The sequence below is a fragment of the Psychrobacter proteolyticus genome, from assembly GCF_039762275.1.
GTDB classification, from domain to species: domain Bacteria; phylum Pseudomonadota; class Gammaproteobacteria; order Pseudomonadales; family Moraxellaceae; genus Psychrobacter; species Psychrobacter proteolyticus_C.
On the sequence record NZ_JBDLOB010000004.1, the window covers coordinates 108,456 to 131,824 of the forward strand.

Here is a 23,369-nt window from a genome sequence, read left to right on the forward strand (position 1 = left end):
ATTACTAGCCCATATAGCAAAAAAGCCTAACTAATCATTAGTTAGGCTTTTTTGATGGTTCATATTTATCGCTCTAGGCTAATATTGGCGACTGAACTACTCAAAACAAAGTGCTATTAGTCCTATGTACTTTATAACTCAAATGCGCTTTCAATAGCGTCATCGAGTCGCTCAACAGCAATCACATTGATACCCTTAAACTGAGGCGCATCCTTGGCAGGTGCATTGGCCTTTGGAATGATGGCATGCTTAAACCCATGTTTCATCGCTTCCTTCAGGCGCTCTTGTCCATTAGGTACTGGGCGTATCTCACCAGATAGACCGACTTCGCCGAATACTGCTAATGAAGATGGTAACGCTCTCTCTTTAATACTTGAAGCACAGGCCAACAGTACGGCCAAATCAGATCCTGTCTCTATGACTTTGACGCCACCAACGACGTTGACATAGACATCTTGTCCACTGGTATGGATCCCGCCGTGACGATGCATCACTGCTAATAGCATGGATAAACGCTGAAAATCTAGACCCAGCGCCATCCTTCTAGGCGAACCTTGTGAGTCATCTACCAAGGCCTGCACTTCTACTAGTAACGGCCTTGTACCTTCACGGCTGACCATTACTACAGAGCCCGCAACAGGTTTGTCATAACGACTTAAAAATATCGCTGATGGATTGGCGACTTCTTTGAGCCCCATATCAGTCATGCCAAAGATACCCAGTTCATTAACCGCACCAAAGCGATTTTTGACCGCACGAATCATACGAAAACGCGAGTCAGACTGACCTTCAAAATAAAGTACGGTATCAACCATATGCTCTAATACTCGCGGACCTGCTAGTGTACCTTCTTTGGTTACATGTCCTACTAAAAATAGCGCTGTTCCCGTTTGCTTAGCATAACGCGTCAAAATCGCTGCAGACTCTCTAATCTGACTGACACCACCTGGTGCAGAGTTAATAGCATCCGTATAAATAGTCTGAATAGAATCAATAATAGCAATGGCTGGCTGCTCTTGCGTTAATGCAGCACAGATAGTTTCTACGTTAGTTTCGGCCAGTACACGCAGTCTATCAGCAGGCAAGTCTAAACGTTTGGCTCGCATAGCCACCTGTGCAAGTGACTCTTCACCCGTCACATATAGTGCACTACCTGCCAGTGAATCCGCCCGTGCCATATTGGTCGCCGTTTGCAGCAAGATAGTTGATTTACCAATACCCGGATCACCACCGATTAACACCACAGAACCTGCCACTAGTCCACCGCCGAGTACGCGATCAAACTCACTGATACCGGTTGGTAGGCGCGTGTCGAGCGTCACACTTACTGCATTAAGCGGCATGACAGCACTGTGAGTGCCAGAATAGTTACCAGCTGGTGCACTGGTACCACGAGTAGCAGCTCGTGCGTTATTAGGCTTCGCGGTGCTTTTATTGTGATGTGGCATGCTGACATTTGGAGCTTCGACCAAGCTATTCCATTCCCCGCAATCCGTACACTGCCCAGCCCACTTACCAAAATGCGCACCGCAATGCTGACAGACATAGCTGCTTTTATTTTTTGCCATAGCTTATAAGCCTTATTCAGAGGATCAATCGAGAATAATGAAGAAAGTACTGTCACGCTTTATAGGCGCTGATTCAAAAATATTTATTATGATAAGTCAGCCATTGGTTTTGCAAGCTGTACTTGAAAGAGGATGGTGTTAATTGTAGATATAAGTAGTAACTGGCTTATAAGCTCTATATAAAATAGTTTTAGCCAGCTCTATTAGTTAATCAGAAAATACAAAATTGTTGGTATGAATTTTACGTAGCGTTTGGAACGCAGAATGCATAGGAAGTAAGGAAAATCCATACCAGCATAACTCTACTTTAACGGCACCTTTTTGTTTTGAGCGCACTATATAAAATAGAGTATGAGATAAGGGATTTAACGCTCTCACTTATACTTGAAAGTCTTTACCTAGATAAACAGATTTTACTAAATCATTTTCTAACACTTCAGCTGAAGTACCTTCTGCAATGATAGCGCCTTCTGATACGATATAAGCCTTTTCACAAATAGCCAATGTATCTCGGACATTGTGATCAGTAATTAAAACGCCAATGCCACGATTTTTCAATGTCAAAATAACGTCTTTAATATCACCAACAGAGATAGGATCTACCCCTGCAAAAGGCTCATCCAATAAGATAAACTTAGGATCAGCGGCTAATGCTCGCGCAATCTCACAGCGTCGACGCTCACCGCCTGACACGCTCATACCCTGAGACTTGCGCACATGTTCTAAATGGAACTCACCAATCAACTTTTCAAGCTCTTGCTGCTGTTCAGCTTTACTTAATTCTGTACGAGTCTGTAGGATAGCTAAGATATTATCTTCGATAGACAGTTTACGAAAGATTGATGCCTCTTGCGGTAGATAGCCGATACCCGCACGCGCACGCTCGTGCATTGCGTATTTAGATAAATCCATTTTACCTAGCGTAACGCGGCCCTTATCCATATTGACCAGCCCCACCACCATATAGAAGCTAGTTGTTTTACCAGCACCGTTAGGGCCTAACAATCCAACGACTTGACCTTGCTCAACAGAAAATGAAACGTCTTTGACTACCCAACGCTTTCCATAGCGCTTGCCTAAATTTTGCATAGTCAATCGAGCGACAGGCGCCGTATTGGTATTTGATGCCGATAGGTCTAGATTTTTATCATCGCTCATAACTTACTCTTACTTTCACAAAATTTAAGCATTGCTAAAGGCAGACTTATTTACTCATAGCCTGTTTATTTGGATTAACGTACGCCACTTTGGTTTGTACCATTGTTAGGCGGGAATACCAATTCAACGCGCTGATTACCACCAGCGGTTGCTTCAACATCACCTGCTTTTAGGCTATAACGAATGACGTTACCAGCAAAGCTTGCACCATTTTGAACCAGTTTTGCATTGCCAGTTAGCGTAATAATCCCAGACACTGCGTTGTAATCAATCTTATTAGCCTGCCCTTTTGCCAAGCCTTTCTCTTGCGTGACTACTTGCTGCATAGTCGCTGGACGGCCAGTTGCTACCGCTGAGTTAATGCTACGCTGCTGAGAAAGATTGACCGTAATATTATCGGCCGTCATCTTAAAAGTACCTTGAGTAATAATGACATTACCTGCATAACTGGTCACGCCTGTACGCTCACTATAAGTGGCTTTGTCCGCTAGCAGTTTAATCTGCTGATTAGAATCTGATGGCAACGCGTGACTATATAACGGTAGCGCCAATAACATCACCATTGGCAGTGCGCGCAATTTGTGCAAGCAGAGTAATGATGCGCGTAAAGTAGGCAAAAATTTAAGTTTCATATAAATAACTCATTTCATAATAGGTGGTAGGATTTGCAAACTTTATGCTAGCTGCTATTTTTTGACACAGTAAATAAGAAATACTTTGATTAAAACAATGCTTTATCTTGGCGTTCAGATGGAGAAAAGGCAACAGCCACTTGGCCAAATTCATACTCACCCGTCTCAAGATTGGCAGTCATACTAGAGGCTTCAAATCGATTCATGCCTTGTTCGATTTTTACAGGCGCATCACTGTATACTTTGCCTGATTTCGTATTACCTTTTAGCGTACTACCAGTCACTTTTATCGGTTCGATATCAGGGGTACTCTTATTGCCTTCGCTCACCAGTGTAAATCCACCTGATAAACTAAGCTCCCCTGTCTGTTGACTGATGGCTGCACTGCCCGCTTGAATACGATAACGTTGCTCTGCAGATGGCTCCCAATTCATGGTAATGCCTGACATTTCATCCTGATTGGTCTCAGGATTATGCGTCAAAGACTCAGCGGTAAGCTCGTATTCGGTTTCGCCTTGCTCATTCGTCTGCACGGCTTTGATATCAGTGGCTTCATAATCGACATCTGTCGTTTCAATATTGACTGGCGGCGTTACGTCGCCTTGCTGCTGAAAAAACCAACCCGCGATACTGGCAATAATTAAGGCTAATACAATTAAGACACGTGTATTCACGACTGGTTATCCTGAGTTTGCGCCTCATCAAGCGTGTAATGCGCGATAAAGTCTTGATAATGTCCATGACCTTTTAAAATAAGGTCACATATCTCGCGCACCGCTCCAGTACCGCCAGTACGAGTCGTTACCATGTCACTGCGCTTGATAACTTCAGCATGCGCGTTAGGTACGGTGGCCGCAAACCCTACTGTTTGCATCGCCTTAATGTCTGGTAAATCATCACCCATATAGGCACAGTCGGCAGCAGTGATATTCAGGGCAGGATCTAGAGAGGACAGCAGCTCGTTTAGCGCAATTAATTTATCATCACGTCCTTGCACTACATGGTTGACGCCCATTTCTGCTGCGCGCTTGTTTACCATCGCACTACTACGGCCAGTAATAATGGCTGTCAAAATACCGTAACGCGCTAACGACTTAACACCCACACCATCCTGTACGGAGAATGCTTTGGTCTCAACACCATTGGCATCATAGATAATTTGACCATTGGATAAAATACCATCAACATCCATGACCAATAGTTTTACTTGTCCGGCTTTCTGTATCAAGTCCTGCATTATTTGTCTCTTTTTAATATTTATTTTCGAAGCGTTATTCTATATAGCTTAACTATTTCAACGGCAACTCACAAACCTTATTTGACCCCAGCTTGCAGCAAATCATGCACAGTAATAATAGCTTCTAAACGATCTTCATCATCAATAATTAATAACTGGCTAATACCACTCTCATTCATAACACTTAGCGCATCTGACGCACGCATCGTTTTACTGATATGGCGTGGATTACTGACCATTACTTCATGCATTGGCGTTTGTAGATCGATGCCTTTCTCTAACCCTCGGCGCAAGTCACCATCTGTGAACACACCGACGACCTTATTGTTATCATCAGTCACTACTGTCATGCCCAATCGTCCGGCAGACATAGTAAATAAAGCTTGTTGCAATGGGGCTTGCTGATGAATCAAAGGCAAGTTTTCTGAATTGGTATGCATCAAATCTTCGACACGCGTCAATAGCTGACGACCCAAGGCACCAGCAGGATGCGATAATGCAAAATCTTCAGAAGTAAAATTACGTGCATGCACTAAAGCAACCGCTAACGCATCTCCGAGCGCTAAAGTAGCCGTCGTACTGGAGGTAGGCGCTAGATTAAGTGGACAAGCCTCTTGCGACTGACCGAGCGTCAATACAATGTCAGCTGCTCGTGGCAACATACCGCGCTTATCACGACTGATACTGATAAGAGGAATATTTAGATGCTTAACAACTGGCAGTAGCATCTTGATTTCATCTGACTCACCTGAGTTTGAAATAGCAAGCAGCACATCACCTTTCACAAGCATACCCAAATCGCCATGTCCCGCTTCACCAGGATGCATAAAAAAAGCAGGCGTACCAGTTGAGGCAAAAGTCGCTGCAATCTTGCGTCCAATTAGACCTGACTTACCCATGCCCGTGACTACCACTCGACCCTTGCAAGTCAAAATGATGTCACATGCTTGTGCAAATCTGTCGTCAATCTGCTCTGTTAGCAGTGCTAACGCAGATATCTCTGTATTAATGGCCTCAATAGCAGTGGTAATAAATTGCTCATGGGTTAAGTTGTTTTTGGTATCACTCATGAATCCGCTCTATTTTTATAATGAATCAATACTCTATTTTACTACACTATGTTTCATATTAGTAATGGTCTACAAAATCTACACTAATATAGTGCTTCATACTGAATAAAGAGCTTGCTGCTATCTATACAAAAAAAACCCACTATATCAGCAGGTTTTAAACGAATAAATCATGTCTTAATATTTTTTTCAGACAACACGCTCGATTAGGGCAATACGTTAGCTATTGCTATCATTAGAACCATCGTTTGGCTTATCTTCAAAGCCTGTATTATCTGCTGTGGCATCAAACCCACGATCTTGACCAAAACCACCACGCTCAAATCCGCGCTCTTGACCTTGACCGAAGCTACCGCGTTCAAAGCCGCGATCCTGACCTTGGCTAAAACCACCACGATTGAATCCACTGCGACTCGATGCAAAACCACGTTCTTCAAAGCCGCCAGCAGCAGGGTTGCTACCACGTTCAAAGCCACCGCCTTGATATCCAGTCGGTGCTGCGCTCTGAGGCTGAGCACTTGTACCTGTCGTCGTACTACTACGCGGGTTACGCGCTGGCACTACTGTTGAGATGGCATGTTTATATACCATTTGGCTCACTGTGTTTTTTAAGAGAACGACATATTGATCAAATGATTCAATTTGGCCTTGTAATTTAATACCATTTACCAAAAAAATAGAGACAGGAATGCGATCTTTGCGCAGCGAGTTCAAGAACGGATCTTGTAAAGTTTGTCCTTTTGACATGAAATCTCTCCTAAATATTATATAGTTATGTTTTGAGTGCCAATTATTTTAAGTGTTAATTTAATTATAATGGCTAAAAGGTAGATACAATAAGGTGTTTTCTTTATAAAACGTATCTAAATAAATATTCGTTGCTCTTAAGTGATTCCACTTTATCGCGAATACGTTATTATTGTAAATAATTAAGTAACTAGTTGTTTCGTTAATACTTTCTGTCTACAAAAGTTTATAGACCAGACATCATAACAATGCTCAAAGCACTGAGCCAAATTATAACAGCTATCTATGTCAATTTTTGAAACTAATTGTGTTAGCTATTATTACACTTTAAGACAAGTACTCTTGTGCTTCGACCATGGTTTCAAACGTTTGTAATATCATACGACTGCTAGTATCAGCCTTGTTCTCAGATTCTGCTATTCCATTTGATGACGCACTGGGCAACTGCATTACCTTTCTTAGCCATGTGTACTGACGTTTTGCTAGCTGTCTTGTAGCATATAATGCCTTATTTTGCATTTCCTGACAAGCAAGCGCCTCGGTCTCTTGGCTAGCCATGTTTGGTTGAGCAACTAACTGAGCAACGTTATCTGTGATTTCTTTTTTTCCGTTGACAGCTGTATGCTTTCCAAAAGCTTCATAAAATTGAGCTTTATCCAGATGAGTCTCATCAAATATCGGATGATCAATATGCACCAAGTATTCTAGTACTTGCCTGTAACCCACACATCGCATCGAAGGCATATTAGGCGTGAGCGGATACTTTTTTAGTAAGTCTATGACTTCAGTCACCAGCCCTTCATTCCACATGATATCTAGGCGTTGTTCGATACGATCATGTAGCCATAGACGATCTGGCATTACCGATAGCGCGTGCCACTGCTGATTCGGATTATGTGCCAATGCTTGCTTTGGCTTGCGCTGCCAGTCACTTATTGGAATATGTGTTTGTAGGTAGACCTCAACTGCTCGCGTGATACGCTGAGTATCAGTAGCATTCAATCGCTCGTGACTTATAGAATCTATACTCCCCAAATAATCATATAGAGCGCTAATACCTTCCTCTTGACGCCACTGCTCTACGCGCGCCCGTACGCTGTCATCGCTATCGGGCACAGGAGACAATCCATCGAGTAGCGCCATGTAATACATCATGGTACCACCTACTAATAGTGGTATCTTGCCATTTCTATGACATTCGTCAATGAGACGAGCAACATCACTGACAAACTCAGCCACGCTATAGCTTTGCATAGGATTAATGATATCGACCAAATGATGTGGATAACGCGCCAGCTCAGCCGCTGTTGGCTTGGCTGTGCCAATGTTCATGTCACGATATATCAGCGCTGAGTCCACTGAGATTAATTCAAAACGACCTGTATCGTATAGCTCGTACGCCAGTGACGTCTTGCCGCTAGCAGTTGGTGCCATAAGACAAACCACGCTATTATCCGCCAGCTTGTGAGAGATGCTATCAGACGAATTTTGCATAAAGTGGCCTTTCATAATATATGGATAACTCAGATATCAATTGGTTTAACTGCTTTAAGATGTTGTAATTATTTTCAGATATTCAGGATAGCATTAGATTCACTAAGCGATAGCTATCTATCGTCTTGATAGCATTGTTCATGATTATTTCAGTAAGATCATTCACTAAAACCATTGAATCTTGCGCAGACATTTGCGCATTGACCATTATAAGTTGCTGATTAAAATCAGTAGCCTTGTTTGGTAATCTATCTTTTTTGAATACTTGCTGACTAGAGGCAAGTGACTCAAATAACTGGCTTACTTTAAACTGCCAATCTTTAGCACTTATCAATACACACTGCCCTTGGTGATAAAATAACAGCCAAGGTAGCTTTTTATCATCTGTGCTTAAGTCAATACCAATAGTCTCTACGTTTTCAATAATATCTAAGCAAATTGGTAAAGATGCAGAGGTAGCTGCTCTATCAGAATAATATGACGTGCTGTTGTTACTGTTGTTACTGTTGTTACTTTGGTCTGATCGCTCATTGATATAAGATCGCACTGACTCTTGCAATGAAGGATTATTTGAAGATGATTGGTTTGCAGTAGTCTGATAAGACTGCTTATTAGATTCTACTTGATTATTCTGCCTTTGGTTATTGCTAGACTGACTACTTGAGATGGGCGTTTCAGACGAACGACCTTCAGAAGCATTGTTATTTACCCGTTCCGTAGATTTGTATTGACTGTCAGTTTCGGTCGTCGCTACGGACGCAGATGCAGATGCAGACCCAAACTTAGCTACATCGATCGTTTTCAACTGCGCACGAACTGTATGGCCTAAGTGCGCCATAATATTATTCAACGGACTGATTTTGATACGTTGTTTAGATGGATGCACATTGATATTTAACCATTGAGTTGGTAAATCAAAATACAGTGCATACCCCATACCTGCTAGCTGCGCACCTTGTGCCAGTTGACGTATCTGATTGCTAATCAATGCTTCTTTTACCAGTCTGCCATTTACATAAATCAGCTTTGGTAAGTCAGATTTTTCATGATGCAATGGCCATAACCAACCACTAATCGCTGCCTGATTAACATTGCTATCATCGTACGCTACAGACGACTGTACCAAACTCGACAAATCTATCGATATTGCTAATGCATTATCTGTCAATGCCATACCAGTCGCTTGTTCCAACCGCGGCAGTGGCAGGCGAATGTTATTATTATCATTGTTACCACTAATACTCGTAGCACTTGCAGATAATGATAGCCGCTGTTTGTTGTCATGAAAAAGTGTCAAAGCAACATCGGCACGCGCCAGTGCGACTTCTCGGACGATGGTCTCGATATGACCGAACTCAGTAGCAATAGATTTCAAATTGCCACGGCGGGCAGGCACATTGAAATATAAGTCTTTTACGATGATCGTTGTACCACGGTTATGGACAACTGGTAACAGTTTCGGTGTGTCATCTAATACGCCAGCGACCTGTAATTGACGACCGATACCGCTTTCATCATGACTACTGGTTAAGGTTAAACGCGAGACAGCAGCCATCGCCGCTAACGCCTCACCGCGAAAACCCAACGTCGTAATACCATGCAAATTAGCAACGTCAGCAACTTTACTGGTCGCATGACGAGTGATGGCCATGACCATGTCGTCAGGATAAATGCCGACCCCATTATCTACCACTTCAATCAGGCCCATACCGCCTTGAGTGATGCGCACTTCAATATTGGTCGCGCCAGCATCGATGGCATTTTCCAGCAGTTCTTTGACCACTGCTGCTGGACGTGTCACCACTTCACCTGCTGCTAATTGATTGATCAGCAACGGCGATAGTTTTTTAATGCGGGTATTAGGATAATTATCTGGCATTGATAGATGTCATATTTTTGGAAAGTAGCGATTGGTATAATTTAGATATTCATTCAGATGATAAGTTGTGATAAATCCAAACCCTGCGCTTGACCTGCCTTTGACACTCTCAACTGCACTTGGCGAGCTTCAATGTTGTTAACATCGCTTACACTTTGAGTCATATCAATGAATAACGTAGGCGGTGGCAGATAGCTATCAGCGCGGCTAGCCCATTCGATGATGACTAACGCCTCAGGCTCATCCAGATACTCGTCAAATCCAATAAAAGACAACTCTTCTGGATCTTGCAAACGATATAAGTCTGCATGATAGACTGGCTTGGTCGAACCATCTTTTCGATGAATACTATAAGGCTCAACCAAGGTATAGGTTGGACTTTTTACCGCACCTGTATGACCAAGCGCTTGTAACCAATAACGCGTTAGTGTCGTTTTACCAGCACCCAAATCCCCAGCCAGCCACACGCTGCCTGTTAGCGGCAATGTCGCTAATTGCTCAGCCAATGATTGAGTATCTTGCTCAGAGTTTAGTATCAGAGTCTTTAAGTATTTGTCATTTTCTATAGATTGACCATCCCACATTAGACTGAACCTGCCTGTACTTGCTCTGTCTGTACCTGCATGGTCACAGTTGGATTGTTAAAGCTTTCACCGCGTATCAGCTTGGCATACAGCTCAGAGTCAGTCCACTCAGCACGAACCTGCTCACTGAATTCAAAGTCCTCTAAAACCAGCTTACCCATTTGATCGTTTGCAACATCATCAGCAAAACACTGCGCGTAACCCGTCGCGGTTTCATGGGCAATCACTGAGTAAACGCTGACATCTGCTTCACCATTTTGCATTTGTGTCTGACGTAGTATTTCTTGTGCCCAAAAGAATATCACTCGTGAAAACTGTTCTGCTGACGGTGATACCGGCAAGCTTATCCAACGTGCGCTAAATTTCTTACACGCTGCGATATACTCAGGATCATCTTTATTCCAAAAACAAATGGCATGATCAAAGCTATCAATAATGTCTTTGATGGAAGATTTTAGCAAACCAAAATCATAGACCATTTGCCCATGGTCTAAACGAGTGGCTTCAAGGATCAGCTCGATCTGATAGCTGTGACCATGAATCGAGTGCTTGCAACGCTCAGAACTACAGTTACGAACGATGTGAGCATTTTCAAATTTGAATAGTTTACGAATACGCATAATAATTTGACCAAAACAGTAAGCACTATGGTGCTAAATGTTAATAAATAAGAGTTTGCCGCGTTTATGAATCGGTTTATGACGCATTATAGCAAATCGCCATGTATCCGTAAGTAAGCACTTATTAATACAATGATTGATTGAACGAATCAATTGATGAACTAGGACTAACCGTATTGGGGTTGCTCGTCATTCTGCGCAAAGAACACTTAGCGAAAACCATAAACGATTTGAATCTTACTTGAATCGTAGACGAATTGTGCGAGCGCTATCTATTACTAAAGCTTAAGCCTATACTCTATTCAGTAAACAGCTATGTTAGCTGTATTCACACTGTCTTAGATTCGCTTAACTTGGCGTCAAGAGTAGTGTGCTCTAAAAAAGGAAACGATTATGAGCAAAGGTCAAGATAGTAAGAAAAATGTTAAGAAAAAGCCCCTTTTGACTGCTAAAGAGAAGAAAGCTGCCAAACAAGCCAAGAAAGACGACAATGGTAGTATTTTAGGCAAACATTAATAATCTATACATCAATATGCCAATCTAACCTAACCGTTTGATTGGTATTTTTTTGGTTCGTCATTGGCCTTTAGCTAAGCACTGCCTTTAATTAAGCTTAGGTTTTGATTAAGCTCCGCGCGGTGCAAACATAATAATCGCCATTCCTAATAGCGCCACTATCGATCCCACTATGTCCCACATGGTTGGTCGTATACCATTGACCGTCCACAACCATAAAATCGCTATACATATATAAACGCCACCATATGCCGCATAGACCCTGCCCGCAGCAGTCGGATGTAATGACAGCAGCCAAACAAATGCGACCAAACTCAGCGCACTAGGTATCAGTAGCCAGATTGACTTGCCTTCTCGCAGCCAAAGATAAGGCAGATAACATCCCGCAATCTCAGCCAATGCAGTAAGCGCAAATAGCCCAACCGTCCTTAATTCTGTCAAAAATCACTACTCCTTGTCTACTACTGTTCTAATCTGCTAAGACCAGCCAGGTATTGTACGGCATTCCCCAAAATAATCACCCTATCTCTGTCACCACTTATAAAAAGCTATTTTTTCTGACATGACAGTTAAAATCACAGTAAAATCTATCATAACAAACAAACCTCTTAGATAACCGTCTATCGAGGCCATACCGACATTGTAAATAGGAAGTTAGCATCATGATGCGTATTGGATTATTTTTATTAACCAACTTAGCAGTGATTGTGGTATTTAGCATTGTGTTTGGTATTTTATCGAGGTTTTTTGGGATTGGCGGCGTGCACAGCGCAGGTGGTCTTAACTACATTAGCCTTGCCGTTATGTGTGGTATCTACGGTATGGTCGGCTCGATGGTGTCGCTATTTATATCAAAATGGATGGCTAAAAGATCTACTGGTACGGTAGTTATAGAATCTCCACGCACCGCTACTGAGCAATGGCTAGTCGATACCGTAGCCAAACAAGCACGAGCCGTAAATATCGGTATGCCTGAGGTTGGTATTTTTAATAATTCGCAGCCAAATGCCTTTGCGACTGGCTGGAATAAAAATAAAGCGCTAGTGGCGGTTTCTTCTGGTCTACTACAAAATATGAACCAGGACGAAGTCGAAGCGGTACTGGCGCATGAGATTGGCCATGTGGCGAACGGTGATATGGTAACCCTCGCCCTCATTCAAGGCGTGGTCAATGCGTTTGTAATGTTCTTTGCACGTATTGTTGGTAGTTTCGTTGACCGTACTGTGTTTAAAAATACCAGTGATAGGCCGGGTGTTGGTTACTTTGTTACCAGCATTGTAATGGATATTCTGCTTGGGTTTTTGGCGTCTGCCATCGTGATGTGGTTCTCACGCTTACGTGAATTCCGTGCGGATCAAATGGGCGCAAAACTTGCAAGCCGCAAAAAAATGATCAGTGCGCTTGATGCGTTGCGTCCTTCTGCACAGAGACCAGATCAAATGCCTGAGAGTATGAAAGCATTTGCAATCTCGTCTGGACAATCTCAAGGCTTTAGTATTGCAAATTTATTCCGCTCACACCCCACGCTTGATGACCGTATTGCAGCGTTGAGAAAATATAATCCTAATCAAGACTAACTTTTGGGTTACTGTTCTATGATGTACTCTGGGCATAATCTATAGTTCGATTTAATGGCCTATAAGTTATGCCTGCTATAACGTTTATCTAGTGCATAAGTGTATCCTACTCTTTGAACCTATTTCTTTCTCCACACACGCGTTCCACTAATATTGGACATTACATCATTAAAATCAAAATTGGGATCTATATTGGGTGAGCGTTCACCTGATTTTTGATCATAAATATAGCTAACACAATCACATCTATCATCTATTTCACCACAATCAATACATTCAGAGTCACAGAAATCAATCATTCTATCAATAGCATCGTATGGTTCATATTCATAGAGAAAATTACCATAACCAAAACTACCATGTATCCTACCATTGATAAAATCATCTACGTCGTTATGCGTTTTTATATTACAATCGAAAATTTTTGCAATAGGCCTCATAACTACTCGGCAATAATCAAAGCTATATAGTTGAGACTTAAAAAACACCTTTCCATCGTCAGCAGATAAGTTATGGAAATTCAAATCACCATACATTTTTATTAAATCAGCATATCTTTTTTGTTCTAATTCAACATGCTTGAACGAGTTGTTAACAGCATCTAACAATTTAAACTTATTATTTATATGAGAACATCCGTCTACATGATATTTTTCATCAAATTTAGATATAAAATCCTTTCTTTTGATGACACTTGAATTGCCTGAGGATTTATTAACTTTCTTGGCAATAAAAACCATGTAGTCTATCGCATGAGATAATATCGTATTAAAAGAAAAAGCGTGGTGAAGTAAGACTTGGTTTTGATTCAATAACGTAAAGAATTCTTCAGACGCTGGAATCAGCACGTCATTTATATAAGAAAGAAGATATCTAGCATCACTTTCTTCTGATACTCCTTTATAAACTTCCATTTTTTTCCTTAGATATTAGCCTTAGGTTGCTCCCAGAGCACCGAGAAATCATATATAGTTGTAAATTTATGAGCTCGCTTGTAAGCATGCAAGTCAAAACTTATTTAAATATATCTAACCACGATAAATAGTAGCAAGAATGAGATATCACCGCTAGCCCTGACAGTAGCGGCTAGGTTGTAAAGGTGGCATGATAGCAGCAATCTGTCTCGACATTAGCTGCTGCCCTAGCAAACTGGTAGACAATAATGGTTAGCAGAACCCCTCCTACTTCTTCATCAAATTAAATTAAAAACCCAGACATAAAAAAGCCTGTCTCTAGTAGACAGGCTTTTCTAAATAACGTTTGCTAATTAAATATCAAACTCAAGCGCTCTATCACCTTCGCTATCTTTGATACGCGTTGGCAGACCAATCTTATTCAGTAGATTGATAAATGGCTTAGCATCTAGCTCTTCGACATTGACCATCTTGCCTGCATCCCATTCGCCAGTCGCAACTAGTATCGCAGCAGCAACAGGTGGCACGCCTGCGGTATAAGAGATACCTTGGCTACCAACTTCATTGTAAGCATCTTTATGATCTGAAACGTTATAGATAAACACTTCAGTCTCAACGCCATTGATCTTGCCTTTAACTTTGTCACCGATGCAGGTCTTGCCTGTATAGTTCGGTGCAAGTGAGCTTGGATCTGGTAGTACCGCTTTAACGACTTTTAGTGGTACCACTTCTTGGCCTTCAGCAGTCATTACTGGCTGCTCAGACAACAACCCTAGGCTCTGTAGGACAGTGAAGACGTTGATATAGTGCTCACCAAAACCCATCCAAAAGCGAATATTTGGTACATCTAGATTGGCTGACAATGAATGTACTTCATCATGACCACTCAGATAGCTGTTTTGCACACCCACAACTGGCAAATCGTCAGTACGTTTGACTTCAAACATTTTGTTAGACTGCCACTTGCTGTCTTGCCACGAGTAAACCGTACCGGTGAACTCACGGAAGTTGATCTCTGGGTCAAAGTTGGTCGCAAAGTATTTGCCATGGCTGCCCGCATTGATATCAATGATATCGATATCCGTCACAGATCCTGCATCCATCATGTCATAGCCCAGACGCGCATAAGCGTTGACCATACCAGGATCAAACCCTGCACCTAAAATGGCAGTGACATTGTTGTCTGCACAGCGCTCTTTACGTTGCCACTCGTAGTTGTTGTACCACGGCGGTGTCTCACAAATCTTACGCGGGTCTTCATGAATAGCCGTATCTATGTAGGCAGTACCTGTCTCAATGCAGGCTTCTAGTACGGTCATATTGATAAATGCCGAACCAACATTGATGACTATTTGTATTCCAGTGTCTTGTATCAGCTGCACGAGTGCTTGGCTGTCCATCGCATCGACTTGATGCGTATGCAAGACCGCAGCCTGCTTAAAGCTGTCTTTTTCTTTTACACTTTGAGCGATGGCATCGCATTTGTCTTTTGTACGTGAGGCGATATGAATCTCACCAAGTACATCATTGTGCATCGCACATTTATGCGCGACCACTTGAGCGACACCGCCTGCTCCGATGATCAGTACGTCTTTTTTGTTAGGCTTAGCTTGTTGGTTTGTGTTCAATGAACAATCCTCCTTTGTGTCCCTGTCGATACCATTGATAGCGGCTATGCAAAACAGAAACGAGTGAATGATATGCGTGAATTAAAAAGGAAGACCGAGGAAAACCCACGCACCCGTCGGGCAAATAATACTCCATTATTTGCCCGACGCGATTATAACAATTTTTATTCCCTTATCGGTAAAAAATATGTATAAAAAGTAGAGATATCAAAATATCTACTAATACAGGTTAAGTATTTGTTTTTTAATAATTAAAATACAAATACCCGACAATAGCATAGTCTTAAAAGCTAAGGCTTAAGATAGGCTAGCTTTATAATCTTGATAATCAAACTCACGCTGGATATCGATACTGCCATCTAATCGGCGGATGACTATCGCTGGCATGTTGACACCGTTGAACCAGTTTTTCTTAACCATTGTATAACCAGCAGCATTGCCAAAGGCAATCTGATCACCTATCTGAAGATTACTCGGTAATGCATATTCACCAAAGATATCACCTGCTAAGCAAGAACGACCATAGATAATGGTATGGTCTGCCGACTCAGCATTAGCTTTAGACGGTGCAGCTTCTGCAGGATTACCAATAGGTGCAATATCGGCAGCTGTATGGTTAATCGCAGCAATCGGTGCTGACTCACGGTAAATTAGTAGATCAAGCATGTGTGCTTCAATAGAAGCATCAACGACGGCTAGGTTTTTTTGATTGTGCATGGTGTCTAACACCGTCGTCACCAAAGTACCTGCGCCGTGAATACTCGCTTCGCCTGGCTCAAGATAGACTTGTACACCATAAGTTTCGCTAAACACTTTTAGTCTGTCGGCGAGCTTTTCGAGCGGATAGTCAGGCGCGATAAAGTGAATGCCGCCGCCCAAACTCACCCACTCAAGTTGCGCTAAAATATCACCAAATCTAGATTCGATATCTGCCAAGCTTTCACTAAAGGCTTCAAAGCTGTCATTCTCGCAATTGTTATGAATCATGACGCCAGTAATATCACTAAGTACCGCTGCGATTTTCTCTTTATCGTGCTCACCAAGACGGCTAAATGGACGTGCAGGATCAGCAATTAAAAACGACGAGTTACTGGTTTTTGGATTGAGTCGTAGACCTACAGGTATATTTTGTGCGGCGGCTTGCGCTTTAAAAGCGTTGAGCTGTGAGATTGAGTTGAAGATAATTTTATCCGCATAGTTCAGCACTTCAGGGATTTCATCTGCACTATAGGCGACGCTATAAGCATGCGTTTCTTTTTTATCGCTACTACTGGCATCATCGTTATTACCAAAGGTTTCATAGCCCAATCTGACTTCGTTAAGTGAAGACGAAGTCGTGCCATGCAGATAAGGCTGCATCACATCAAACACGCCCCATGTGGCAAAGCATTTTAGTGCTAACAATGCTTTTGCACCAGACAGCTCACATAGCCTAGCGATGATTTTCATATTGGCAACGATGGCCGCTTCATCAAGCACGTAGTAAGGCGTTGGTGGCAATGCCGCGTTGATAGAATTCTCTAGATTTTTTGCATTCATAATAGATTACCTAATAGACACTCTGCTGTTGCTATCTTGACAGACAGATATAAATATTTGCGCTATAGTAGACTAAATTCATCATAATTAGAATATCTTATGGCACTCTCAACCGATTATTCCACCTCAGCCAGTCGATCCCATTCATCACAATTGGATCCGAAAAACATAGATTTGACTTATCTAGATCCTAATGCGCGCGCCGTGTTGGATTTTTGGTTTGATAAAAACAATGAAGCGTACTGGTTTGAACAAAACGATCGTTTTGATAAGCAGATACAGGATAAGTTTGGCGACATTTGGCATGCAGCAAAACAAGGCGAATGTGTCACTTGGCGTATCGCAGAGTCTTCGTTAGATGGTAATAGTTCGATAACGGCGTTGGCAGGACGCTTGGCAGAAATTATTGTGCTGGATCAGTTTTCACGCAATTTATGTCGCGGACAAGCAAGTGCATTTGCGCAAGACGGTATGGCGTTAGCACTCGCCCAAGAAGCCATTCAACAGCCTTATTTTGATACTCTACCAATGCAATGGCGTAGATTTATTATTATACCGTTTATGCACTCTGAGTCGGCCATGATTCATAAGCGTTATCTACCGCTATTTGAACAACTAGATGATGCAAACACATTAGACTTTGAACATCGTCACAAACAAATTATCGATCAATTCGGGCGATATCCACATCGCAACGAGGTACTAAATCGCGACTCAACCGAAGATGAAAAGAACTTTTTAAAACAGCCTAATTCATCGTTTTAAGCGAGATTCCTAGTACTGCCTGAAGATACTCAAAGTTGTTACACAAAGAATTATTATATAAAAAAAGGTCTGAATCATATCACTGGTTCAGACCTTCTTTTTTACGACAAATATTTAGAGAGTATTAAATACTTATTAGTAATTTACCTTACCAGTAGTAAACGTAAATGATTGCTGCTCTAATACTTTATCGTCAACCAAAATATCAAAGCTGACCTTATATTCGCTATTACCATAAAGTCCACAATTACCACCTTTATTACTACCTGATTCACAGCTTTTGAGCGCATCCGTTAATGGCAAAATAAATGCTTCATTCGTTGGTAGCGCATAATTCGTACCTTTGTACGGATCATTGTCAGAATCAAGCAATTGAATCGGCACATCTATATTGCGCTGCACATCTCGGAATTTAACGTTACTCACTTTAACTTTATCAGCGGATGGCATGTTGATATAAACTGGCTGTCCGATAGGATCAGTACGCAAATTGCGCCCAGAGCCTCTGACTGGATTTGGGGTTTCGTTATAAAGTGCAGTGACTGTCCCCATCACATCTTGACATGGGTACGTAAAAACACCTTCAAGCGTTTTATTTGCCGTGGTTTTTGTCCCTGCAGCATTGCTTACCAAAACATAGCCTTTGTTGTTAGCAGCATTTTTACTACTAGGCGTATAGGTAACCACTCCTGTTCCTACTACTCCTGAGGTTGGCAACATTAAAGAGCGTAAATGATAAGGCGCTGACAACAACGATTTTGCCATAGAACTTGCCACGGCTTCTGTACTTAAAAAATTGCCTGCCGAACTGTAATAGACAGACTGGGCAATATTTTCAGTGACACCATATTGAGAGTTGCCATAGTCTGCATTGATCAATCGATCTGCCAGATCTAATCCACTGAAAAAAGGATTGTTAGAACCTGTCACACTAGCAATATCGCTGATTTCATTTTCGAAATGCGCGTTAAAGCTGGTTGGTGAGCTATTAGCAAATACATGTTTAATGTAATTTGCGTGCTGAATAGCAATATCATCTAGTTCTGTATCAACAGATAGACCATTTAGACCACAACTGGTTCTTGCTAGACTGAACTGATTGTTCGCACTTAATGCTGCTTGTACATTGTTTTCAGCTGACCCATTGCCACCAGCGTTAGGAATACCATCGCTTGGCTCGTCACCCTGACTAGTAGGTGTCGCTATAATCGGAGCAGAAATAATAGGTTCTGACGTGGTTGGCTCGGCAGTTTCATCATTTTGTGAGTTATCTGGTGTATTAGCAGATGTAGAACTGCTGTCAGAATCACCGCCCCCTCCGCACGCGCTGAGAAATATGGTTAAAAATAGCACTGCCGCAAGATTTTTCTGAGAAGTATAAGAAGTCATCGCTCATCCTATAAAATAATAACCTGCTTGTGAAAAGCAGTGAAAATAAAAATCAGCTACAGGGTAGTTAGTTATTGATTTAACAGTGTTTTATTTCAATATCATATCTATTGTATTACAAATTATGAACTTTTGCTCATTATTTTGTAAAAAAACCTGCTACTCGCGGTTGCAAGTAACAGGTTTCTTTTTAGGACTATAAATCAACACTAAGCTTAGGCTATTTTCGAGGAAAAGATATCATCTATAAAGTACGATTCTTTTGTCTCCGCTATACAGTCACTTTTTCATATTCACTTTGTCATAAACACTGTTTTATAGCTACTGTATTTCTAGCGCTTTTCTCACTGGTGCAAAACTACGTCTATGCGTTGGCAAGACACCATGTTTTTCGATTGCTTCCATGTGTGCGCGCGTCGGATAGCCTTTGTGTTTGGCAATACCATATTCCGGATATTGAGCATCCAGTGCATACATTGATTCATCACGACTTACTTTTGCCAATATACTGGCCGCTGCAATACTAGTATGACGCGCATCACCTTTTACCCACGCTTGGCAATCAATTGCAAATGGCGCTACCTCTAACTTTTTAAAACTATCATAGTTCAAATCCGGGCAACGATTTCCATCAAACAGTACTTCGATTTTTAATTGATTGAGCGACGTGCTTTTATCATTTCCAGTAGTCGAAAATTTTTCAAAAATTACTGCTAGCAATGATTCAGTACATAAGCGCATACCAAGCATTGTTGCCTGCAAGATGTTCACCTGGTCGATTACTGCTGCCGGTATATCGGCGATGATATAACCGATAGCATGCTGCTGAACCAATGGATAAAGAATATCGCGCTTTTTTTCACTCAGTTGTTTGGAGTCTGTCAGTATCGACAACGGCGTGTCTTTAAGCGGTTGTTCTTCAATTAGACCTGACCAAGTCGCAGGTAATATTGCCGCCGCCACATTGACGCTACCTAGTAACGGCCCTCGTCCTGCTTCATCAACGCCGATTCGTAGTATTGACTGCTCCGTATCTTGGTTATCATTAATCAGATATTGAGTGAGCAACTCAGCGGCATTCATTTGCCCATATAAGTGTATGGGCGCTGCTAACTGAATATATTGTCCTTTAACATCAATATGCTCAATATTGATGTCAATTATTTGAACTGAGCTTTCTGTATGTTGGTTGATATGCATAATATTAGAAGATCTTTCTTGTTTAATTAGGATTGACGGTATCGGTATTTTGAATAAACCACTGCTCAATCACGCTGTTTGCAGGCTCATGGTTACTTTGCTGTTGTAGCGACTGCTTTGTCACTAGTAAGTCGTGTAATTGCTCGGCATAAGCGCGTGGTTGCAGCAATCGCATTACGGTGCGGCAAATATTGTCACCGCTCGCTTGCTCTTGAATAAGCTCAGGTACGATTGGCGCATTAGCCAATATATTAGGCAATGCCACATATGGCACTTTTACCAGACGCTTGGCTATTTGGTAAGTCAGCTGATTTAATTGATAGACTACTACCATCGGCCGTTCAAGCAGCATTGCCTCCAGCGTTGCTGTCCCAGATGCCAGCATCACGATATCTGACGCCGCCATGGCATGTTGGCTAAATTCTGGCTGGGTATCATCGTAGACCACCACAATTGCTGCACGCAGCTGCTCTGAGCGTTGGTCGATCACTTCTTGCACGATATATTGATGGTTTTGATCGACCGTTGGAATAATAAAGCACAGCTTAGGATCTAACAGGATTAACTTTTGGATACCATCAAGCATCAATGGCAGAATAGCCGTAATTTCACCGCGTCTAGATCCTGGCATCACACAAATAAGCTGACTCACATCATCAAAGCGTTCAATAAAAAACTGCTGCAACCCATCATTGTCCCAGACCAACTCACTGCGACGTTGATTGATTGGTGTATCGATTAGGTTCTGATCAATGGTTCGTAATAAGGGATGACCCACACAGATCGCTGGATGGTTATGTCGCTCATAAACTGGCAACTCAAACGGGAATAGGCATAGCACCAAATTGGTCGCCGCTTTAATATTATGGATACGCGACTCGCGCCACGCCCAGATAGAAGGACTGACGTACTGCACACAGAATACGCCTTGGGGCTTTAGCTTTTTGGATACTCGCAAATTAAAGTCAGGCGCATCAATACCGACGAACCAATCAATATTGGCCGCCTTAAATGCACTCAGTAGCTCACGGCGCGCTTTAAGCAAATCTGGTAGCTGCGACATGACTTCGACCAGACCCATCACTGCCAAGCGCTCTAACGGAAAAATACTCTGTAGCCCTTGCGCTTGCATTTTCGTACCGCCTACGCCTACCCAGACAATGTCATCACGTAGATTATTCATTTGCCGCATAAAATCTGCGCCTAAGCTGTCACCAGATACCTCACCTGCGACGATGCCTATCACTAGCGGCGTAGCATTTATATTTGCTACTTGAGAATCCGTCTCAGCTTGATGAATAAGGTCAGTATGGTGATGAGACGTAGCAGAATCTGTCATGACAAGCTCTCGATATTAGAAATACACAAAATAAAATAAACCGTTATTATAAAATATAACGTAATAAATCAGCGATACGACCTCACGGATAATGTGCACACTCATCCGTACTGTTTTAATGACACAGTTTGGGTCACCCATCGCTAATGTTGCTATCATACTTGACGATGATACAAATAGCGAAATTCACGCATAAAATCTGAGCGTTATGCACCAAAAACTCAATCAACTCTTATTAATAGATAGAAAAACCAAATGCTAAACGTGCATTTAGAATGTCAAATATCATGCTAAGTCTCTATAAGTATAACTAAGTTTTAGTTTTCTCATTCCAGTTATCAGTCAATTAACTGCTCGACTACCCTTGTCAACCAACACTTTTGTCCGCATAATGAATGTTCCTATAAATCAGCTAGACGATATATAACCATGACAACATCAGTTACCCATAATGCAGATATTGACGACGTGAATATTGAAAAATTTATTCCTTTGATTACCCCCGCCGAGCTAAAAGCCGAGCTGCCTCTGTCAGACGACGCGTATAACACCGTACTAAAAGGTCGTAATACTATTCAAGATATCTTGGATGGTAAAGACAAGCGTTTGTTTGTGGTCATTGGCCCTTGCTCTATTCACGATATCAAAGCCGCTCACGAATATGCCGATCGTTTAGCCGTATTGGCAAAAGAAATCGAAGACAGTGTATTTGTGGTCATGCGTGTTTATTTCGAAAAACCTCGTACAACGGTTGGCTGGAAAGGCATGATCAACGACCCTGACATGAATGATAGCTTTGATATAGAAAAAGGCTTGCGCACGGCTCGTAAATTGCTACTTGATTTGAATGAAAAGGGTCTACCTTGCGCGACCGAAGCACTTGATCCAAATACACCGCAGTACATCCAGGATCTAATCAGTTGGTCAGCCATTGGTGCACGTACCACTGAAAGCCAAACGCATCGCGAAATGAGCTCTGGCTTATCATGCCCAGTTGGCTTTAAGAACGGTACTGATGGTGGTATGACGGTTGCTGTAAACGCCATGCAAGCGGTTAAAGAAGGTCATAGCTTCTTAGGTCTATCATCAGATGGTAAAGTCTCTATCATCAAATCTAAAGGTAATCCTTACGCGCACGTGGTACTTCGCGGTGGTAACGGTAAACCTAACTATGATGAAACTGCGGTAGCTCAAGTTGAAAACGAGCTGGCAAAAGGCAAAACCAATAGCAAGATTATGATTGACTCAAGTCATGCCAATTCAGGTAAAGACCCTTATTTACAACCGATGGTTATCAAAAACGTTGCCGAACAAATTCAAAATGGCAATAAATCGATTATCGGTATGATGATCGAGAGTCACTTAAAAGGCGGCAATCAAAAATTGACTGCTGATTTAAGCCAGCTTGAGTACGGCAAATCGATCACCGATGGTTGCCTAGATTGGGATAGCACCGTCACAGCATTACGTGACTTACGTGATATGGTAAAAGATGTACTACCAAATCGCTAAT

At 42.0% G+C, this 23,369-nt stretch carries 22 protein-coding genes; 4 read left to right on the forward strand and 18 right to left on the reverse strand.

From position 1 onward, the window contains the following. Positions 1-131: 131 nt before the first annotated feature. The 11 genes from radA to ABFV72_RS08305 all read right to left on the reverse strand — a co-directional run bounded on the left by radA (position 132) and on the right by ABFV72_RS08305 (position 10,989). On the reverse strand, positions 132-1,568 hold the full coding sequence (radA, locus tag ABFV72_RS08255; protein ID WP_102094543.1) for a DNA repair protein RadA: 1,437 nt from the start codon (positions 1,566-1,568) through the stop codon (positions 132-134). A gap of 378 nt (positions 1,569-1,946) precedes the next feature. After that, a complete protein-coding gene (lptB, locus tag ABFV72_RS08260; protein ID WP_379544987.1) occupies positions 1,947-2,657 on the reverse strand; it encodes an LPS export ABC transporter ATP-binding protein in 711 nt (236 codons plus the stop codon). A 143-nt stretch (positions 2,658-2,800) separates the two neighbouring features. Further along, positions 2,801-3,289, reverse strand: a complete 489-nt coding sequence (gene lptA, locus ABFV72_RS08265; RefSeq protein WP_179799007.1) for a lipopolysaccharide transport periplasmic protein LptA — start codon at positions 3,287-3,289, stop codon at positions 2,801-2,803. Between the two features lie 158 nt (positions 3,290-3,447). Continuing rightward, positions 3,448-4,032 (reverse strand): LPS export ABC transporter periplasmic protein LptC, encoded by a 585-nt coding sequence (gene lptC, locus ABFV72_RS08270; RefSeq protein WP_347163133.1) that lies wholly within the window; start codon positions 4,030-4,032, stop codon positions 3,448-3,450. Continuing rightward, a complete protein-coding gene (locus tag ABFV72_RS08275) occupies positions 4,029-4,595 on the reverse strand; it encodes a KdsC family phosphatase (RefSeq protein WP_191113695.1) in 567 nt (188 codons plus the stop codon). Before ABFV72_RS08275 ends, lptC begins: the two co-directional genes overlap by 4 nt. Before the next feature lie 77 nt (positions 4,596-4,672). Further along, positions 4,673-5,665 (reverse strand): KpsF/GutQ family sugar-phosphate isomerase, encoded by a 993-nt coding sequence (locus ABFV72_RS08280; protein ID WP_102094538.1) that lies wholly within the window; start codon positions 5,663-5,665, stop codon positions 4,673-4,675. 219 nt (positions 5,666-5,884) lie between these two features. Beyond that, positions 5,885-6,412 carry an RNA chaperone Hfq gene (gene hfq / locus ABFV72_RS08285; RefSeq protein ID WP_160022674.1) on the reverse strand — a complete coding sequence of 176 codons (528 nt, stop codon included), beginning with the start codon at positions 6,410-6,412 and terminating at the stop codon, positions 5,885-5,887. Positions 6,413-6,739: 327 nt separating this feature from the next. Further along, positions 6,740-7,906 (reverse strand): tRNA (adenosine(37)-N6)-dimethylallyltransferase MiaA, encoded by a 1,167-nt coding sequence (miaA, locus tag ABFV72_RS08290; protein WP_347163134.1) that lies wholly within the window; start codon positions 7,904-7,906, stop codon positions 6,740-6,742. Positions 7,907-7,988: 82 nt separating this feature from the next. Then, positions 7,989-9,785 carry a DNA mismatch repair endonuclease MutL gene (gene mutL / locus ABFV72_RS08295; protein WP_347163135.1) on the reverse strand — a complete coding sequence of 599 codons (1,797 nt, stop codon included), beginning with the start codon at positions 9,783-9,785 and terminating at the stop codon, positions 7,989-7,991. A gap of 53 nt (positions 9,786-9,838) precedes the next feature. Next, positions 9,839-10,369, reverse strand: coding sequence for a tRNA (adenosine(37)-N6)-threonylcarbamoyltransferase complex ATPase subunit type 1 TsaE (tsaE, locus tag ABFV72_RS08300; protein WP_347163136.1), 531 nt, complete (start codon positions 10,367-10,369; stop codon positions 9,839-9,841). Further along, positions 10,369-10,989: a 6-pyruvoyl trahydropterin synthase family protein gene (locus ABFV72_RS08305; protein ID WP_347163137.1), complete on the reverse strand. Its 621-nt coding sequence runs from the start codon at positions 10,987-10,989 to the stop codon at positions 10,369-10,371. Before ABFV72_RS08305 ends, tsaE begins: the two co-directional genes overlap by 1 nt. 393 nt (positions 10,990-11,382) lie before the next feature. On the opposite strand from ABFV72_RS08305, the gene ABFV72_RS08310 reads away from it, so the two are divergent. Continuing rightward, on the forward strand, positions 11,383-11,505 hold the full coding sequence (locus ABFV72_RS08310; RefSeq protein WP_021815223.1) for a hypothetical protein: 123 nt from the start codon (positions 11,383-11,385) through the stop codon (positions 11,503-11,505). 108 nt (positions 11,506-11,613) lie between these two features. Here the strand turns inward: ABFV72_RS08310 and ABFV72_RS08315 are convergent, their stop codons facing one another. Further along, positions 11,614-11,946: a YnfA family protein gene (locus ABFV72_RS08315; protein WP_347163138.1), complete on the reverse strand. Its 333-nt coding sequence runs from the start codon at positions 11,944-11,946 to the stop codon at positions 11,614-11,616. A 221-nt stretch (positions 11,947-12,167) separates the two neighbouring features. Between ABFV72_RS08315 and htpX the strand changes: the two genes are divergently transcribed. Next, the gene (gene htpX, locus ABFV72_RS08320) at positions 12,168-13,082 is read left to right on the forward strand and encodes a protease HtpX (RefSeq protein WP_347163139.1); all 915 of its coding nucleotides are present in this window, start codon (positions 12,168-12,170) and stop codon (positions 13,080-13,082) included. A 119-nt stretch (positions 13,083-13,201) separates the two neighbouring features. Here htpX and ABFV72_RS08325 read toward each other — a convergent pair whose 3' ends face one another. The 3 genes from ABFV72_RS08325 to ABFV72_RS08335 all read right to left on the reverse strand — a co-directional run bounded on the left by ABFV72_RS08325 (position 13,202) and on the right by ABFV72_RS08335 (position 17,163). Then, on the reverse strand, positions 13,202-13,996 hold the full coding sequence (locus tag ABFV72_RS08325; protein WP_347163140.1) for a hypothetical protein: 795 nt from the start codon (positions 13,994-13,996) through the stop codon (positions 13,202-13,204). Positions 13,997-14,349: 353 nt separating this feature from the next. Next, positions 14,350-15,624 carry a saccharopine dehydrogenase family protein gene (locus ABFV72_RS08330; protein WP_102091503.1) on the reverse strand — a complete coding sequence of 425 codons (1,275 nt, stop codon included), beginning with the start codon at positions 15,622-15,624 and terminating at the stop codon, positions 14,350-14,352. Positions 15,625-15,921: 297 nt separating this feature from the next. Beyond that, positions 15,922-17,163, reverse strand: a complete 1,242-nt coding sequence (locus tag ABFV72_RS08335; protein ID WP_347163141.1) for a carboxynorspermidine decarboxylase — start codon at positions 17,161-17,163, stop codon at positions 15,922-15,924. Positions 17,164-17,262: 99 nt separating this feature from the next. Between ABFV72_RS08335 and ABFV72_RS08340 the strand changes: the two genes are divergently transcribed. After that, a complete protein-coding gene (locus tag ABFV72_RS08340) occupies positions 17,263-17,928 on the forward strand; it encodes a DUF924 family protein (protein WP_347163142.1) in 666 nt (221 codons plus the stop codon). 135 nt (positions 17,929-18,063) lie between these two features. Here ABFV72_RS08340 and ABFV72_RS08345 read toward each other — a convergent pair whose 3' ends face one another. The 3 genes from ABFV72_RS08345 to lpxB all read right to left on the reverse strand — a co-directional run bounded on the left by ABFV72_RS08345 (position 18,064) and on the right by lpxB (position 21,856). Next, positions 18,064-19,317, reverse strand: a complete 1,254-nt coding sequence (locus tag ABFV72_RS08345; protein WP_347163143.1) for a CAP domain-containing protein — start codon at positions 19,315-19,317, stop codon at positions 18,064-18,066. Between the two features lie 321 nt (positions 19,318-19,638). Further along, positions 19,639-20,517, reverse strand: coding sequence for a ribonuclease HII (locus ABFV72_RS08350; RefSeq protein ID WP_347163144.1), 879 nt, complete (start codon positions 20,515-20,517; stop codon positions 19,639-19,641). 22 nt (positions 20,518-20,539) lie between these two features. Next, positions 20,540-21,856, reverse strand: a complete 1,317-nt coding sequence (gene lpxB, locus ABFV72_RS08355) for a lipid-A-disaccharide synthase (RefSeq protein WP_347163145.1) — start codon at positions 21,854-21,856, stop codon at positions 20,540-20,542. Between the two features lie 429 nt (positions 21,857-22,285). On the opposite strand from lpxB, the gene ABFV72_RS08360 reads away from it, so the two are divergent. Continuing rightward, on the forward strand, positions 22,286-23,368 hold the full coding sequence (locus ABFV72_RS08360; RefSeq protein WP_102078467.1) for a 3-deoxy-7-phosphoheptulonate synthase: 1,083 nt from the start codon (positions 22,286-22,288) through the stop codon (positions 23,366-23,368). The last annotated feature ends 1 nt before the right edge of the window (position 23,369 follow it).